This is a genomic window from Pannonibacter anstelovis (assembly GCF_036881715.1).
GTDB lineage: Bacteria > Pseudomonadota > Alphaproteobacteria > Rhizobiales > Stappiaceae > Pannonibacter > Pannonibacter anstelovis.
This window is the reverse complement of the sequence record NZ_JBAKBF010000014.1, coordinates 37,527-51,869: the sequence shown is the minus strand read 5'-3', so window position 1 is coordinate 51,869 and position 14,343 is coordinate 37,527. Positions and strand designations below refer to the sequence as shown.

Below are 14,343 nucleotides of genomic sequence, written 5' to 3'. Positions count from 1 at the left end.
GGTCAGGATTTCTGCCCGGGGTGAGAAATTGAAGAACATGGGCAGGCTTGCCGCGCCGAGCGCGCCTGCGTCCTGGCCAAAGCTGCCGTGCTCCACACGCGGTGCATCGCGGGCTTCCGGAGCCTCCTCCACAAGAGCCCGGTAGAGCTTTCCGATCAGATGGCTCAGCATGCCGCTGTCGATGTCGCAGTCGATCACGATCAGGGGAATGTCGAGCAGCGCGTGGCTGGCGCGAACCGCAGGCAGCAGGGCATCCACGCAGTCCTCGAGCCATTCGGCCACTTCCGGACGTCCGGCCAGGACGGCCTGTTCCAGTTCGGCGCGCGAGGGGCGCAGGCCGGAGCCTTGCGTCAGATGCCGTGCCAGCGCGCCGAGTGAGGCGCGGGTCAGCAGGATGTCCCAGTTGCCTTTCGGGCGCGGTGCGCTGGCCAGCTTGCTAGCCGGGACAGGCATCACGGCCACGTCCGCCGCATTGCCGGTCACGCCGCGCACCACGTCGCCATTCATGATCAGCCCGCCGCCGATCGCCGGTCCGATGAACAGATAAAGGAAGTTGTCTTCTGTGCGGCCCAGACCATAGAACAGTTCGGCTACAGCCGCCGCCGTGCCATCGTTTTCGGCGAACACGGGAAGGCCGGTGGCTTCCTCAAGGCTCGCAGCAAAGTCTACCTCGTCCCATGGCTTGAAATTCTCTGCCGGAAGGCCGAGCTGCTGCAGCCAGGCGCCCAGATTGAAGGGCTGCGCCAGGCCGATGCCGGTCAGCCGGCGGCGTTCGGCAGGAGACAGGAGGTCCTGCAGCTTCTCGATGTCCTGGCGGATCATGTCCACGGCAACGGAGGGCAGCGGCAGGATCATGTCGTGATAGCTGCGGCCAATGATGCGGCCGCCGAAATCGACCAGCACTGTCTCGATGCCGGCGCGGCCGAGGCGCACGCCGAAACCGAAGGCGCCACGCGTGGCAAGGCGCAGGATCGTGGCAGGCTGGCCGCGTCCGCCATCATGGCGCTTGCCGATCTCCTCGATCAGGCCGTCCTGAGCCAGCTCCTGGATGATGGCGCCTATTGCCGCGTTGGTCAGGTTTGCTGCACGGGCGAGCTCCGCCTTGGAGGCCTCACCGGCACGGCGGAGGATCTGCAGCACGATACGCTCGTTGTAACGGCGCAATTGTGCCGAATTGCTGCCTCTGCCGCTGGTTACGTTTCCTGCCATTCAGCGTCCTCCCTGGTGGCTGATATGAAATTGCCGCCAGCACCGAATAATTTTTGTTGATTTAATTATTTGATGCTCGCGCCCTGCAGTCAACCATTTTCGTTGTTGCACTGCGTCAAACGGCTTTGGCTGGGATATTAGGTTCCCTAAGTTCTTTTTGGGAGATGGCATTTTCAACTAGGGGTAAGGTGGTTAAAATGCCCCCGCGGCAATCGGGTAACTGAAGGCGGTAGGAAAAATAGGGCTGAAGTGCACCGTTTGAGCCCGTGTCGAACGGCCTTGCGCAAAAAAATAGGCAGATGCCGTTACGTCGCCGGTTGACGTAAACGGAAGGAATGTCAAATCTGTAGGAAGAGGCCCCTGGCAGGGGTATCAACCTGGAATGCTGCAGGCAGGGAGGTTGCGCTGAGGAGCGCAAGCCGGGAGTGAAGCTCCCGGGCCGGGGTTGTCCAGGTGGCGCAGAATCTCGATTGGAGACCGCCATGGCGAAAGTGGAGGAATGGGTCGCGGCTTTCAGGCCCCGCCCGCTGCATGAATATCTGGAGGAGACCGTTGCAAGCTACGGCAAGACCGTGGCTGCAGATTTCCTCGGCAAGACCTGGACCTATGGGGAGCTTGGTGCACTTGTGAACCGGGTGGCCGCAGGCTTGCAGGCGCTGGGCGTCGCCAAGGGCACCAAGGTTGGCCTCTGCCTGCCGAACACGCCCTACTATACCATTTTCTACTTCGCGCTGATGAAGGCCGGGGCAACGGTCGTCAACTTCAACCCGCTTTATGTGGAGCGCGAGATCGCATTCCAGGCGCGGGATGCGGAAGTGCGCATCATGGTCACGCTTGATCTCAAGGTCATTTACGACAAGGTCGAGGCCGTGAGGAAGGACGGCATTCTGGACAAGCTCATTGTCTGTCCGATGGCCGATATCCTGCCGGCGGTGAAGCGGGCGCTGTTCACGCTCTTCAAGGGCAAGGACCGGGCCTCGTGGAAGGCGGACAGCGGCCATGTGCCTTATGCAGCACTGTTGAACCGTGGCGCCAGCCCGGTTCCCGTTGCCATCGATCCTGCCGAGGACGTTGCGGTGCTGCAATATACCGGCGGCACTACGGGCGTGCCGAAGGGGGCGATGCTCACGCATGCGAACCTCTCCGCCAATATCGAGCAGATGAAGGACATCTTCCATGCTGCGGAGAAGGGCAAGGAGCGGATGCTCTGCGTCATTCCCTTCTTCCACGTCTTCGCCATGACGGTTGCGCAAAATCTTGCTGTCGTGCTGGCCGCGCAGATGGTCCTGATGCCGCGCTTCGAAATGAAGCTGCTGCTGGACACCATCAAGCGCACGCGTCCGACGCTGTTCCCGGGCGTGCCGACCATCTACACGGCGATCAACAACTCGCCGCTGACGCCTTCTTATGATCTGACCAGCGTGAAGCTGTGCATCTCCGGCGGTGCGCCGCTGCCGGTGGAAGTGAAGGAGAAGTTCGAGAAGATCACCGGCTGCATTCTCGTGGAAGGCTACGGCCTGACGGAAACCTCGCCGGTTGCTTCGGTCAATCCGCTGGACGAGCGCCGCCGGGCCGGTTCCATTGGTCAGCTGGCGCCGGGCACCATCGCTGAGTTCCGTGCATTGGATGACCCAAGCCGCACGGTGCCGCAGGGTGAAAAGGGCGAACTGGTGATCAAGGGGCCGCAGGTGATGAAGGGCTACTGGAAGCGGCCCGAGGAAACCGCGCGCACGATCGAGGATGGCTTCCTCCATACCGGTGATGTCGGCTATGTGGATAAGGACGGCTTCATCTATCTGGTGGACCGGATCAAGGATCTGATCCTTTGCTCTGGCTACAACGTCTACCCGCGGGTGATCGAGGAAGCCCTGTATCAGCATGCGGGCGTCGAAGAGGCCATCGTGATCGCGGTTCCAGACGAGTACCGGGGGCAGGCGCCCAAGGCCTTCGTCAAGCTGCGGGCTGGTGCCACGGTCACGCAGGAGGAAATGCGCGCCTTCCTCAAGGATCACCTCTCTGCCATTGAATTGCCGCGCGAGATCGAGTTCCGCGATGCGTTGCCCAAGACCATGGTGGGCAAGCTCTCCAAGAAGGAGCTGGTCGAGGAAGAAGCGGCCAAGCGCGCGGCTGCAGCGGCAAGCAAGCCTGCTGCCTGAAGCCTGCATCCTACTTTTCAGGGGCCTGCCGGATGCCACCGGCAGGCCCTCGTCATTCCTGCGGATATGAGGATCTGACGCCCTGCCTTGAATTCGGGGTTGACGTTTCACGGTCCGGCGCAACATTCTTGTCTGACAAGACAAGCTTCGCAGCCCCTTCAGGCCAATCCCCCAGAGCCGCATGGCTGCACCAGCCCATAACAATCGAGGCCGTTTCCAGATGAACCAGATGACGCCGAAGAAATTCGGGATCGGTGCCCCGGTCCGCCGCAAGGAAGATGCTACCCTGATCACCGGCACCGGCCGCTACACGGACGACTTTGCCCCCGAGGGCACCCTGCATGCCTATGTGCTGCGCTCTTCCATGGCCCATGCCCGGATTTCTCTTTCTGGGCTGGAAGAGGCCCGCGCCCATCCGGGCGTGGCTATGGTGCTGACCGGGGCTGACCTGGACGGCATGAAGCCGATGCCGGTGAAGGCGGTGATGAAGCAGCTGGATGGCACCATGCACTGGTGCCCGGTGCGGCCCGTGCTCTGCACCGATACTGTCCGCCACGTTGGTGATGCGATTGCCTTCGTGGTGGCCGACAGCGTCAACGCGGCAAAGTCCGCGGCTGAGCTGATCGAGGTGGACTATGAACCGCTCGACGTGATCGTCGATATCGAGGAAGCCGTTCGGGACGGGGCAACGCTGGTCTGGCCGGAGCATGGCTCCAACAAGGCCTTCCGCCTCGGCCATGGTGATGAGGCAAAGACCGAAGAGGCTTTCCGCAAGGCCTCGCATGTCACCTCCATCCGCCTCGTCAACAACCGCCTCGTGGCCAATTACATGGAGCCGCGCGCCTGCCTTGCCGAATATGATGCGGACACGGGCCGCTACACGCTGACGGCAGGCACGCAGGGCGGCCATGGCCAGCGGGATATCATCGCCAAGGATATCCTTGGCATCGATCCGGCGCGCCTGCGCATTATCACCCCGGAAGTGGGCGGCGGCTTCGGCACCAAGATGTTCGTCTACCGGGAATATCCGCTGTGCCTCTTCGCTGCGGAGAAACTGCGCCGTCCGGTGAAGTGGACCGGCGACCGCATGGACCACTTCGTCACCGACGCGCATGGCCGCGACAACATCACCACCGCAGACCTGGCGCTGGATGCCGATGGCCGCATTCTCGGCCTTCGCATCAATGTTCTGGCTGCCATGGGGGCCTATCTGCATCAGTATGGCCCCTTCATCCCCTTCGTCGGCACCTCCATGTCCACGGGGCTCTATGATGTTCCGGCGCTGTTCGTTACGGCCACCGGCGTCTATACCCACACGGTGCCGACTGACGCCTATCGCGGCGCGGGGCGTCCGGAAGCTGCTTATCTGATCGAGCGGCTGATCGAGAAGGCTGGGCTTGAGACAGGCCTTGGGACGGCGGAAATCCGCCGCCGCAACTTTGTGCCTTCCAGCGCGCTGCCCTACACCACGGCGACGGGCCGCATGTATGACACCGGTGATTTTGCCGGGCACATGGACAAGGCGCTGGAAGTGGCGGACTGGAACGGCTTTGCCGCCCGGCAGGCGGAAAGTGCTGCGCGCGGCAAGTACCGCGGCATCGGCCTTTGCAGCTACATCGAGGCCTGCGCCTTCCCCGGCGGGGAAGAGGCGACGGTGGAACTGAACGGCAATGGCACGGTGACGCTGCTGATTGGCACACAGACCAATGGTCAGGGGCATGCCACGTCTTATTCGCAGGTGATTGCCGAACAGCTTGGGCTTGATATCGGCCAGATCGAGGTGATCCAGGGCGATACCGACCGGGTGCGCAAGGGCGGTGGCACGGGCGGCTCCCGCTCCATTCCGCTCGGCCTGCCGTCTGTGCTCGAAGCCTCGAAGAGCCTTGTCCGCAAGATCAAGGAAAAGGCCGCCGATCAGCTGGAAACCGGCATTGACGATCTGGAGCTGGTGGACGGTGAAGTCCGCGTCGTTGGCACCGACCGGTCCGTATCGCTGGCCGCTGTTGCGGCTGCTGCCGGTGAAAAGCTCGCCGGTCAGGAAGAGGTGAAGCAGGCGGAAGCGACCTATCCCAATGGCACGCATGTCTGCGAGCTGGAGGTCGACCCGGAAACGGGTGATGTCGAGCTGCTGAACTACACAATCGTGGATGATTTCGGCGTCACGGTGAACCCGGTTCTGCTTGCCGGTCAGGTCATCGGCGGCACGGTGCAGGCAATCAGTCAGGCCTTGTGCGAGGAAACGGTGTTCGATGCCGATGGACAGCTGCTGACGGCCTCGCTGCTCGACTACCGCCTGATCCGGGCATCCGATCTGCCGGATATCCATTTCGAGACGAAGAACGTGCCGTCCACCACCAATGCGCTGGGCATCAAGGGGGCAGGCGAGGCCGGGACCATCGGCGGCTGCGCAGCCGTGATGAATGCCCTACAGATGGCTTTGCGTGATGGGGCAGGGGTGGAGCATATCGATATGCCCGCCACGCCGCACCGGGTCTGGCAGGCCATTCAGGCCGCCCGCGCTTAAGAACGAAATGCGAAGAGGGGGCGGCGCGGCTGACTGCGCTGTCCCCTCACTGACGCCTTCTCCGGCCAGCAGCGTAAAATTCTGTATGCTGCGGCAATATGGTCTGGAATTTTGATACCGGTTTGCTACCCTTGTATACAGTAGCATGCATGATACGCACGGCGAAGTTGCTGCGCTATCAGCAGATTTGAGTTGAGCTTGGCCCGGCGCCCAGCTTCTTCATGCCCGCCCCTGCGCCGGACCTTTGGACGATCATATGGCCATGAGGGAGACGAACGCCCCTGACGAGGATGAGGCGGAGAACCGTGCATTGGCCTCCGGAGAGGGCGCGCAGGTCCCGCCGCAAGCCGCCGTTCTCACCTCACAGAAACCCGTGCTGGGCATCGCTCTGAAGCTGTGCTCCACCTTCACCTTCGCCTGCATGGCTGTCGCTCTGAAGATCACCACAGAGAGCGTGCCAATTGGCGAGATTGTCTTTGCCCGCAATTTCTTTGGCATGTTCCCGGTGCTGCTTCTGGTGGCGCTGCGCGGTGAGCTGACCAGCTCTCTTCATACCCGCCAGCCGCTTGGCCATGTGGGGCGTGCCATGGCGGGCATTGCGGCCATGCTGTTTGCCTTCACATCGCTGAAATATCTGCCCCTTGCAGATTCAACGGCCATCGGCTTTGCCGCGCCGCTGTTCACGGTGGTTCTGGCCTTTTTCTTCCTTGGTGAGACGGTGCGTGTCTACCGCTGGACGGCCGTCGTCATCGGGTTCCTTGGCATTGTCGTCATCCTGTCTCCGCATATGGGCGGCACGGAGATGAGCGGGGATGCCTGGTTCGGCGCGGCAGCTGCGGCTGCAGGCGCCTTCTGCACGGCCATGGCGATGATCTTCGTGCGCAAGCTCTGCGAGACAGAGCGGACCAGTACCATTGTCATCTGGTTCTCCGGCTGTGCCTCGCTGATTTCGCTGGCAACCGTTCCGTTTGGCTGGATCTTCCCCGGCTATGCCTGGGTCATTCCGGATGCGAAAACGGCAGGGCTGCTTGTCTTCGTCGGTCTTGCGGGCGGCGTTGGCCAGATCGTCATGACCGAGAGCTACCGCTACGCTGATGCGTCGACTATCGCCCCCTTCGATTATGCAAACCTGCTCTGGGCGGTGCTGCTCAGCTGGGCGATCTTTGGCGATATTCCGGTGTGGCAGGTGGTGGCCGGTGCGCTGATCGTGGTGGCGGCAGGCCTCTTCGTCATCTACCGCGAACGGGCGCTGGGCAAGGATGACAGCCGGGCGCGCAAGGCCTCCTCGCCGCTGCGGCCCTGATCTTCAGCCTGCGCCCCGGCTTTCATCGCCCGGCGCAGGCTGAATAGTGCCTCAGAATGCCTTGAAGGTAATGATGGTGCGGGTGTCGCGGATGCCTTCCATGCAATGCAGCTTCTCATTGACGAAGTGGCCGATGTCCTCGCCATCCTCGATATAGACCTTCACCAGCAGGTCATAGTCGCCGCTCGTTGAGTAGATTTCCGAAGCGATCTCGGCATCCGCAATGGCATTGGCGACCTTGTAGGTCTCGCCGAGGTGGCATTTGATCATGATGAAGAAGGGCTTCATGGCGTGCTCCTGAGGGCTATCCTGTGACAGGACATGGCCGATCCGCCGCCGCCAGTCAATCGCTGCGCTTTATTGCCGCCAGCAGAGCATGCTTGCCAAGGCGGAACGGGCTTGGTAGCTGTTTGCCGTCTCATGGGGGTGCCCGCCGGATGCGCCGGGCTGAGAGGCGATGGTGCCAACTCCTTGAACCTGATCCGGCTTGTACCGGCGGAGGGATTTGGGATGATGAGCGGTCAAACGGCACGCGGCGCAGCTGATGCAGCGGCCATTTCTACCATCACTGCGGATCACCTGGCCTCGCGCACGGCGGAGGTACTGGACAAGATCCGGGTATTCGCACCCCGTGTGCATTGCCTCACCAACGCTGTGGCTCAGGCCTTCACCGCCAATGTTCTGCTGGCGTTGGGCGCCATTCCGTCGATGACGATCTCGCCGGAGGAAGTACCCTTCTTCACGGCTTCTGCGCAGGCGCTGCTGGTCAACCTCGGCACGCTGGACGACGCGCGGAAGGAAGCAGCGAGCAGGGCTATCAGCATCGCAGCTGGCGAAGGCAAGCCCTGGGTGCTGGATCCCGTCTTTGCCGACCGTTCTCCCCCGCGCCTGACCGAGGCCCGGCGCCTTCTGGCTCTGAAGCCTTCACTGCTGAAAATCAATGCCGGGGAGCTTGCCGCGCTGGGCGGCGGTGCGTCTGTTCTGGAACTTTCCGGCCAGCTGGGGCTTCCCGTTGCAATGACCGGTGCTGTGGATGACATCAGCAGCGGCATTCAGAGCCTTCGCCTTGCCAATGGGCATCCGCTGATGGGCCGGGTGACGGCGACTGGCTGTGCAGCCGGGGCGGTGGCTGCGGCTGCGCTTGCCGTGGAGCCGGACCCGGTGGTGGCTGCGGCTGCGGCGCTGTCCATCATGGCGATCGCAGGGGAAATTGCCGCCGGACATTCGACCGGGCCAGGCAGTTTCGTTCCCGCGTTTCTGGATGCCCTTTATGGGCTTGAAGCGGCGCAGATTCGCGCCCACTTGCGGCTTGCCTGAGCCGCAGCCCGTTCATTTTCAGGAGGAATCATGACTGCCATTGCCCTGACCATCGCAGGCTCGGATTCCGGCGGTGGAGCCGGCATTCAGGCTGATCTCAAGACCTTCTCGGCGCTCGGTGTCTATGGTGCCAGCGTGCTGAGCGCACTGACGGCACAGAATACGCTCGGCGTCAGTGCCATTCACGACGTTCCCCCTGCCTTCGTGCGGGCGCAGATGGATGCGGTGCTGTCCGATCTCAAGGTCAATGCCATCAAGATCGGCATGCTGTCACGCCCGGATGTCATCTGTGCCGTGGCCGAAGGGCTGGATGCGCATGAGGCGTCCAATGTGGTGCTCGATCCTGTGATGGTCGCAGCCTCCGGTGATCCGCTGCTGGTGCCGGAAGCGGTCTCCGTGCTGATTGCGGAACTGCTGCCGCGCGCGCAGCTGATCACGCCGAACCTGCCGGAAGCCGCCCGCATGCTGAATACGGAAATTGCACAGGGCCGGGAAGCCATGCGCACGCAGGCGCAGGCGCTGCTGGATCTGGGCGCAAGGTCCGTGCTGCTGAAGGGCGGCCACGGGGAGGGGCCGGAGAGCGAGGATCTGCTGTTGACCCGCGACGGACGCGAACAGTGGTTCACCGCCCCCCGCCATGCTACGCGCAACAGCCACGGCACCGGTTGCACCCTGTCGTCCGCGATTGCCGCGGGCCTTGCCAAAGGGCTTCCGCTGCCCGATGCGGTGGCCGGAGCGAAGCTCTATGTGACCCATGCCATCCGGGCTGCTGACAACCTCAAGATCGGTGAAGGCCATGGGCCCGTGCATCATTTCCACGCGCTCTGGGAGACAAGCGATGTCAACTGAGATCAAGCCGTCCGCCTCGCGCCGTCAGGCCCTCAAGCTTGGTGCGGCCAGTGCCGCTTCTCTGCTGGCCGCGCCCGCGCTCGCCAATACGGGCGAGGCCGTGATCGAGTGGAAGATGGTGACTTCCTGGCAGAAGAACCTGCCGGGGCCGGGAACGACCGCCCAGACGATCTGCGACCGGATCGAGAGAATGTCGGGCGGGCGTATGCGGGTGCGGCTCTTTGCTGCCGGCGAACTGGTGCCGCCGCTCGGCGTGTTCGATGCCGTGTCTGCCGGTACGGCACAGGTGGCGCACACGGCCTCCTTCTTCTGGCAGGGCAAGATGCCTGCTGCTGTCTGGTTTACGGCCATTCCCTTCGGTCTTCTGCCGCTTGAGCACATCACCTGGATCGAGCAGGGCGGCGGGCAGGCGCTGTGGGACGAGCTTTACGCCCCGTTCGGAATCAAGCCGGTGATGGCGGGCAACACCGGCGTACAAATGGGCGGCTGGTTCCGCAAGGAAATCAATACGCTCGATGATCTCGCCGGGCTGAAAATCCGCATGCCGGGTCTGGGCGGCGAGGTCATGCGCCGATTGGGTGCAACACCAGTCGCCCTGCCGCCGGGGGAGATATTCCCGGCGCTGCAATCCGGCCTCATCGACGCAACCGAGTTTCTGGGCCCGTGGAGCGATCAGGCGATGGGCTTCCAGAAGGTGGCCAAGTTCTACTATGCCCCGGGCTTTCACGAGCCGAACGGCACCGGCGAGGCGCTGTTCAACAGGACTGCGCTGGAAGGGCTGCCGGAAGATCTCAGGACCATCGTCCTGGAGGCCTGCAAGGCCGAGAATGGCAGGTCACTGGCCGAAAGCGAATGGATGAATGCAGGCAGCCTTGAGAGCCTGCAGAAGGAGGAGGGGGTGCTGCTGCGCTTCTACCCTGAAGACGTGCTGGACGCGCTGCGCCGCGAAACAGCGGTGGTGCTGGGGGAGCTTGCAGCCAAGGACGAGCTCACAGCGCGCATCCACGCCAGCTACAGCAAGGCGCAGGCGCGGCTTGCGCCGTGGAGCCGGGTCTCTGTACAGCGGTTCCTTGCCGCGCGCGACGGCGACAAGGCCTGATACCAAGGCTTTCCACGCTGACGCATCACGCCTCGAAAATGCTCCAGCATCGCGCGGGCTTAACCAATGCGCGATGAGTGAAGCTCATCGAGCATTGGTATGAGGGCCACCTTCCGCATTCCGGATCCGGCGCGCAAAAGAACCCGTTGTACACAGGAAGTGGCTCGAATCGGGTGGATTGAGCCATTTTCTGCCCGGCCGGGCGGAGGGGAATGTGACTTTCCTGCAACGCAGGTCTTGAAAACTCGCCAGCGTGAAATCGCGTGATAGGTGCCTATTTTTTAAGCATACCTCTCCTGCTGTTTCCGCCCTGTGTCAATCTGACCGGAATATGACATATTTTCGACGGTCATGCCCCACATTCCCTAGGGGAATGTGGGGCGGACAGTATATTTGGTGCGCTGCAGCATGCGTGAGTGGCATTTCATCGCGGCGTGTTTCCGGATTGAAAGATCTACGAAATTGAAAGATCGTCTTTCCTGAGGAGCAAAGCTGGCAGGGCTTTGAGAAATGCTTGGGAGGGTTTGAGCAACATGATTCGTATCAGCAGAACGCTGGCTCTGTGCACCACCGCCATCGGGATGATCTCTGTTGCTGGTCAGGCTTATGCGGGCGGTTTCGCGCTGCGTGAACAGAGCGCCTACTATCAGGGTATGTCCTTCGCCGGTAATGCAACGACCGGTCCGTCGATTTCGTCGATGTTCTGGAACCCGGCCGCCATCACGGGCGCAGGCCTGGGCATCACCACCGAGTCCCACCATGCGCTGATTGCGCCCAAGGCAGAGATTAATCTCGATTCGACCTCGACGTTGCGCGCCTATGGCAACGGCGGCGACATCGGCTCTGATGCCTGGATCGGCTCCAGCTATACCGCTTACAATGTCAATGATCAGGTGTATTTCGGCCTTGCCGTGAATGCGCCCTTCGGTCTGTCCACGAAGCCTGAGGGTGGTATGCCCTGGGCCGGCCAGACCTATAACGCCGGCTCGAAGGTGTTCTCGATCAACGCCAACCCGATGGTCGGCTACAAGGTGAATGATCAGCTCGCCTTCGGTGCGGGCGTGCAGGTTCAGTATTTCAGCGTGCGGCTGAGGACAGCCACGAATGCTTCTACTACGCCGCCAGTCACGACGCTTGAAGGTGACAACATTGGCGTCGGCGTCACCGCCGGTGTGATCTACAAGCCCTTTGCAGGCACCGAATTTGGTCTGGGCTACCGCTCTGGCGTGGCACATGACCTTGACGGTACAATCACGTCGGTTGCGTCGACCCCGATTTATGCCTCGCTGATCACGCCTGAAACCGTCACATTGTCGGCCAAGCAGCGGATCACTGACAGCTTCCGTGTCCTGGGAACGGTGGAGTGGGCGAACTGGAGCCGGTTGAAGTCGCCCAAGGTCACGCTTCAGGCCAATGGAGCAACTCTGACCACGCTGAAATTCAACTACGACGACGGCTGGTTTGCGGCTCTTGGCGCGGAATACGACATCAATCAGAACCTCACCGTTCGTGCTGGTGCTGCCTACGAATGGTCTCCGATTAACGACAATATCCGTTCCGCCCGTCTGCCGGACAATGACCGGATCTGGCTGAGCGCGGGTGCGAGCTACAAGGTTCTGGACAATTTGGCCTTCGACCTCGGCTACACCCACATCATTGGCCGGGACACCAAGCTTGCCATCGTCCCGGGACATCAGGATTTCGCTGGTGTGGTTCTCTCCGGCGATGTCGACTCATCGGTCAACATCGTGAGTGCGGCCATGCGCTACCGCTTCTGAGTTGTTTCTCAGGTGCAAGGTTTGCGGCCGGTGCCCCACGGTGCCGGCCGTTTCCTTTTGTGACACAAATGGCTGTCCCGATCATTCACCAAACTGTCGTATTTGCGCGTAAATACCTTTTTCTGAATACTAAAATTCGACGTAAATCCTGCAGTATGCTTGTGAAAAACTTTGCTGTCATAATCCTGATACCTGAATCGCGTCTAAGGGGGGCAAAGGTAATCGGGAGCGCCAGACATGACAGCTCTGCAGGAAGGCCGGCATTACCGGGCCTTGTTCATTTCAGATGTTCATCTTGGAACGCGCGGATGTCAGGCAGATCTTCTGCTCGACTTCCTGAAGTACAATGATGCCGAGACCGTGTATCTGGTCGGCGACATTGTTGACGGTTGGCGGCTGAAGCGCAGCTGGTACTGGCCGCAGGCGCATAACGACGTGATCCAGAAGATCCTGCGCAAGGCCCGCAAGGGCGCGCGCATCTTCTACATTCCCGGCAACCATGACGAATTCCTGCGCGATTTCCTCGGCACTCATTTCGGCGGTGTGGAAGTAGCGGACAGTGTCGTGCATACGGCAGCCGACGGGCGCGAGTACCTGGTCATCCACGGCGACCAGTTTGATGTGGTCATCCGTCACGCCAAGTGGCTCGCCTTCTTCGGTGACAAGGCCTATGTGACCGCGCTGGCTCTGAATACCGGCTTCAACCTCATGCGCCGCCGCCTGGGTCTGACTTACTGGTCGCTCTCTGCCTGGGCAAAGCTGAAGGTGAAGAACGCCGTGAATTTCATTGGCCGCTTCGAGGATGCCTTGTCCGACGAAGCCCGCCGCAAGGGCGTTCACGGGGTCATCTGCGGCCACATCCACCATGCCGCCAGCCACGATATCGACGGCATCCACTACATCAACACCGGTGACTGGGTCGAAAGCTGCACGGCGGTTGCCGAGCATCACGACGGAACGTTCGAGGTTATCAGATGGGTGCAGCGTCCAGCCGAACAGCAGGCGGAGCAGGGGATGGGGGAGCGGTCCGTCGCGGCATGACATCCATTCTCATCGTCACAGACGCCTGGCATCCGCAGATCAATGGTGTAGTCCGTTCTCTGGAACTGACTGCCAACCAGTTGCTGCGCATGGGTCTGCGCGTTGAGTTCCTGACGCCGCAGCTTTTCCGTACCCTGCCATGCCCGACCTATCCGGAGATCCGCCTGTCCCTGACAACGCGGACGCGTGTGGCGGCGATCATGGACCGGTTCGCCTGTGATCACCTGCACATTGCCACCGAAGGCCCTCTGGGTCTCATGGCCCGTTCCGTGGCGTTGAAGCAGGGCAAGGTCTTCACGACGAGTTACCACACGCGCTTTCCGGAATATCTGGCGGCGCGCCTTCCGGTGCCCGTGTCTGTCACCTACAGGTGGCTGCGGCGCTTCCACAATGCCGGGCAGGGCTGCATGGTGGCTACCGGCAGTCTGGAGAAGGATCTGGCCGCGCGTGGTTTTACCCATCTGATGCGCTGGTCGCGCGGTGTGGATGCCGATCTTTTCCGCCCCTACGAGGGCTCCGTCCTGCCAGCGGATCTCCCGCGCCCCATCTTCATGAATGTGGGCCGGGTGGCGGTGGAGAAGAACATCGAGGCCTTCCTCGAGCTGGATCTTCCCGGCAGCAAGGTGGTTGTAGGCGGCGGCCCGCAGCTCGAATCCATGCGCAGGGCCTACCCGGACGTGCTCTTTACCGGGCCGAAAACGGGTGAGGATCTGGCACGGACCTATGCTTCGGCGGATGTGTTCGTGTTTCCTTCGCTGACGGATACGTTCGGCAATGTGCTGCTGGAGGCGCTGGCCTGCGGCGTTCCTGTGGCGGCCTATCCGGTCATGGGGCCGCTGGATGTGATCGGCGATAGCGGGGCCGGGGTGCTGGATGAGGACCTGAGGGCCGCTGCCCTTGCCGCGCTCGACATACCCCGCAGCTATTGCCGCCAGATGGCTCTTGGCTTCAGCTGGGAGGCCAGTTCCCGCCAGTTCCTCGACAACGCCATCGCCGCCTATGGGCTTCCTGCAGAGCCGCAGCCGCAGGCCGCCTGATCCGGTGCCAACGTGAATTGCCACGGTGAC

10 protein-coding genes, 1 pseudogene and 1 riboswitch are annotated in these 14,343 nt (G+C 61.9%); of the genes and pseudogenes, 9 read left to right on the top strand and 2 right to left on the bottom strand.

Going from position 1 to position 14,343, the window contains the following annotated elements; all coding sequences use genetic code 11:
- Positions 1-54: 54 nt before the first annotated feature.
- Positions 55-1,209 (bottom strand): annotated as a pseudogene (locus V6L75_RS18410) (ROK family protein); the annotation flags it as partial.
- Positions 1,210-1,691: 482 nt separating this feature from the next.
- Here V6L75_RS18410 and V6L75_RS18405 point away from each other — a divergent pair.
- The 3 genes from V6L75_RS18405 (at position 1,692) to V6L75_RS18395 (ending at position 7,192) form a co-directional block, all read left to right on the top strand.
- Positions 1,692-3,365, top strand: a complete 1,674-nt coding sequence (locus tag V6L75_RS18405) for a long-chain-fatty-acid--CoA ligase (RefSeq protein WP_334252943.1) — start codon at positions 1,692-1,694, stop codon at positions 3,363-3,365.
- Positions 3,366-3,585: 220 nt separating this feature from the next.
- On the top strand, positions 3,586-5,889 hold the full coding sequence (locus V6L75_RS18400; RefSeq protein ID WP_334252942.1) for a xanthine dehydrogenase family protein molybdopterin-binding subunit: 2,304 nt from the start codon (positions 3,586-3,588) through the stop codon (positions 5,887-5,889).
- Positions 5,890-6,145: 256 nt separating this feature from the next.
- On the top strand, positions 6,146-7,192 hold the full coding sequence (locus V6L75_RS18395) for a DMT family transporter (RefSeq protein WP_334252941.1): 1,047 nt from the start codon (positions 6,146-6,148) through the stop codon (positions 7,190-7,192).
- 51 nt (positions 7,193-7,243) lie between these two features.
- Here the strand turns inward: V6L75_RS18395 and V6L75_RS18390 are convergent, their stop codons facing one another.
- Positions 7,244-7,480, bottom strand: a complete 237-nt coding sequence (locus tag V6L75_RS18390) for an Lrp/AsnC ligand binding domain-containing protein (protein WP_334252940.1) — start codon at positions 7,478-7,480, stop codon at positions 7,244-7,246.
- Positions 7,481-7,604: 124 nt separating this feature from the next.
- Positions 7,605-7,714: riboswitch (TPP riboswitch) on the top strand.
- Here V6L75_RS18390 and thiM point away from each other — a divergent pair.
- From thiM to V6L75_RS18360, 6 genes are all read left to right on the top strand, one after another.
- On the top strand, positions 7,703-8,509 hold the full coding sequence (gene thiM / locus V6L75_RS18385; protein WP_334252939.1) for a hydroxyethylthiazole kinase: 807 nt from the start codon (positions 7,703-7,705) through the stop codon (positions 8,507-8,509). Its footprint overlaps the riboswitch before it by 12 nt.
- A gap of 30 nt (positions 8,510-8,539) precedes the next feature.
- Positions 8,540-9,358: a bifunctional hydroxymethylpyrimidine kinase/phosphomethylpyrimidine kinase gene (gene thiD / locus V6L75_RS18380; protein WP_334252938.1), complete on the top strand. Its 819-nt coding sequence runs from the start codon at positions 8,540-8,542 to the stop codon at positions 9,356-9,358.
- The gene (locus V6L75_RS18375) at positions 9,348-10,457 is read left to right on the top strand and encodes a TRAP transporter substrate-binding protein (protein WP_334252937.1); all 1,110 of its coding nucleotides are present in this window, start codon (positions 9,348-9,350) and stop codon (positions 10,455-10,457) included. Before thiD ends, V6L75_RS18375 begins: the two co-directional genes overlap by 11 nt.
- A 533-nt stretch (positions 10,458-10,990) precedes the next feature.
- Complete coding sequence (locus tag V6L75_RS18370; RefSeq protein ID WP_334252936.1) at positions 10,991-12,235, top strand: OmpP1/FadL family transporter; 1,245 nt, start codon at positions 10,991-10,993, stop codon at positions 12,233-12,235.
- Positions 12,236-12,472: 237 nt separating this feature from the next.
- Positions 12,473-13,276, top strand: a complete 804-nt coding sequence (locus tag V6L75_RS18365; protein ID WP_334252935.1) for a UDP-2,3-diacylglucosamine diphosphatase — start codon at positions 12,473-12,475, stop codon at positions 13,274-13,276.
- Positions 13,273-14,313 carry a glycosyltransferase family 4 protein gene (locus V6L75_RS18360; protein ID WP_334252934.1) on the top strand — a complete coding sequence of 347 codons (1,041 nt, stop codon included), beginning with the start codon at positions 13,273-13,275 and terminating at the stop codon, positions 14,311-14,313. Before V6L75_RS18365 ends, V6L75_RS18360 begins: the two co-directional genes overlap by 4 nt.
- Positions 14,314-14,343: the final 30 nt, after the last annotated feature.

What these genes read in the sequence shown, in the direction of transcription:
- V6L75_RS18405 (WP_334252943.1), top strand. Translation starts at nt 1,692, where the DNA reads ATGGCGAAAGTGGAGGAATGGGTCGCGGCTTTCAGGCCCCGCCCGCTG.
- V6L75_RS18400 (WP_334252942.1), top strand. Translation starts at nt 3,586, where the DNA reads ATGAACCAGATGACGCCGAAGAAATTCGGGATCGGTGCCCCGGTCCGC.
- V6L75_RS18395 (WP_334252941.1), top strand. Translation starts at nt 6,146, where the DNA reads ATGGCCATGAGGGAGACGAACGCCCCTGACGAGGATGAGGCGGAGAAC.
- V6L75_RS18390 (WP_334252940.1), bottom strand. Translation starts at nt 7,480, where the DNA reads ATGAAGCCCTTCTTCATCATGATCAAATGCCACCTCGGCGAGACCTAC.
- thiM (WP_334252939.1), top strand. Translation starts at nt 7,703, where the DNA reads ATGATGAGCGGTCAAACGGCACGCGGCGCAGCTGATGCAGCGGCCATT.
- thiD (WP_334252938.1), top strand. Translation starts at nt 8,540, where the DNA reads ATGACTGCCATTGCCCTGACCATCGCAGGCTCGGATTCCGGCGGTGGA.
- V6L75_RS18375 (WP_334252937.1), top strand. Translation starts at nt 9,348, where the DNA reads ATGTCAACTGAGATCAAGCCGTCCGCCTCGCGCCGTCAGGCCCTCAAG.
- V6L75_RS18370 (WP_334252936.1), top strand. Translation starts at nt 10,991, where the DNA reads ATGATTCGTATCAGCAGAACGCTGGCTCTGTGCACCACCGCCATCGGG.
- V6L75_RS18365 (WP_334252935.1), top strand. Translation starts at nt 12,473, where the DNA reads ATGACAGCTCTGCAGGAAGGCCGGCATTACCGGGCCTTGTTCATTTCA.
- V6L75_RS18360 (WP_334252934.1), top strand. Translation starts at nt 13,273, where the DNA reads ATGACATCCATTCTCATCGTCACAGACGCCTGGCATCCGCAGATCAAT.